This is a genomic window from Variovorax sp. P4_D9 (assembly GCF_056401695.1).
This window is the reverse complement of the sequence record NZ_JBFUIU010001434.1, coordinates 1-1,387: the sequence shown is the minus strand read 5'-3', so window position 1 is coordinate 1,387 and position 1,387 is coordinate 1. Positions and strand designations below refer to the sequence as shown.

Genomic DNA, 1,387 nt, shown 5'->3' with positions numbered 1-1,387 from the left:
GGCTGCATCCGGTTGCGCAACCCTCGCAGCGGCCTGCGCGAGACCGAGCCCCTTCAGCAGAGTGGCCAGCGTTGCCAACGCCGTCACGTCGCTGCCATCCACATAGCGTGCATGCTGGATGGCCTTGAGGCTGTCGAGTTCTCGGGCCGGGTCGGTCAAAGACRCGGCGGTCAGCGCCACCGTGGCAGGACCGCTGTCGAAGAGCTGCCGGCGATCACCGAGAACCCGATTCCAATAGCGCTCGGTGAATCTCTGCCCCGTCAGGCGTTCGATGCGCTGGTCGTTGGACCAGGCAAAGTTCGCGAAGGCATCGTCCATCGCTCGGGCGCCCTCGCCCGAAAACAGGCCGGTCGGCTGCAGGCTGACGACGATGCCTGACGATTCAAGCAAGTCCGATACAGCCGGAGTCGCCCCGTAGCACCAGCCGCACAGCGGGTCGAACAGGTAGTGAAGAGTCTTGTTCATGGCAGATATTTGGGTTGCCTGCAGGAATAGTAGGCTCGATCTATTGATTCTTAAATACACACGTGCTAAACATAATGTATGTTGAAAGCACACAATCAAGCCGAGAGCAACCTGGGAGGAATCGGCAACCTGCGGCGACTGACCTACTTCGTGGCCGTGGTGGAAACAGGCTCCTTCACCGCAGCAGCCGAGCGCCTGGGTATCACGAAGGCGGTGGTCAGCCAGCAGGTTGCCCGGTTGGAGCATGAGTTCCGGACCTCACTGCTAGTTCGCACCACGCGCAAGGTCCAGCCCACCGAAGCGGGACAGGCGTTCTACCTGCGCTGCGCCCTGATCCTGCGCGAGGCCGAACATGCGTTCGAAGAACTGGCCGAGACATCGGCAGAACCGTCCGGCATGCTGCGGCTCACGGCGCCCTTCGACTACGGTGTCGGTGTGGTGGTGCCCGCCATCGCCGCCTTCACCAAGCGCTACCCCGTGTGCAAGGTCGATGCGATCCTCAGCGACCAGACGCTGGACATCATGTCCGGCAATATCGAACTGGCGATCCGCGTCGGCTGGCTGGCCGAAACCAGTCAGCAGGCTCGAAGGATCGGCACATTCAGGCAATTGCTCGTCGCGTCTCCGAACATGGGGCTTCAGGCGGCGCGACTCTCTGAGCCGAAGGACATCGCGGATTTGCCTTTTGTCGCCAATACCGCCTTGCGCGACCATCTCAAGTGGAACTTCTCGCGCAACGAGATCGAGCGCCAGGTCGTGAATGTGCAGGCCTCCATCTTTCTCGACGCGACGCTCGCCGTTCGCGAAGCCGTGTGCCAGGGCGCGGGGCTGTCGGTGCTCCCGGACTATGCGATTGAAAACGAACTCGCCGCGGGGCGCCTGATCCAGGTACTGCCTCAATGGGGCCTGCCGTCCGGTGGAA

The 1,387-nt window shown here is 62.3% G+C and carries 2 protein-coding genes; one reads left to right on the top strand and one right to left on the bottom strand.

Translation table 11 applies throughout. From position 1 onward, the window contains the following. On the bottom strand, positions 1–465 hold a 465-nt coding region (locus AC1DY5_RS55720; protein ID WP_478122720.1), incomplete at its 3' end, for a DsbA family protein. A gap of 78 nt (positions 466–543) precedes the next feature. Here AC1DY5_RS55720 and AC1DY5_RS55715 point away from each other — a divergent pair. After that, the coding region (locus AC1DY5_RS55715; protein ID WP_478122719.1) for a LysR family transcriptional regulator at positions 544–1,387 on the top strand (844 nt) is incomplete at its 3' end.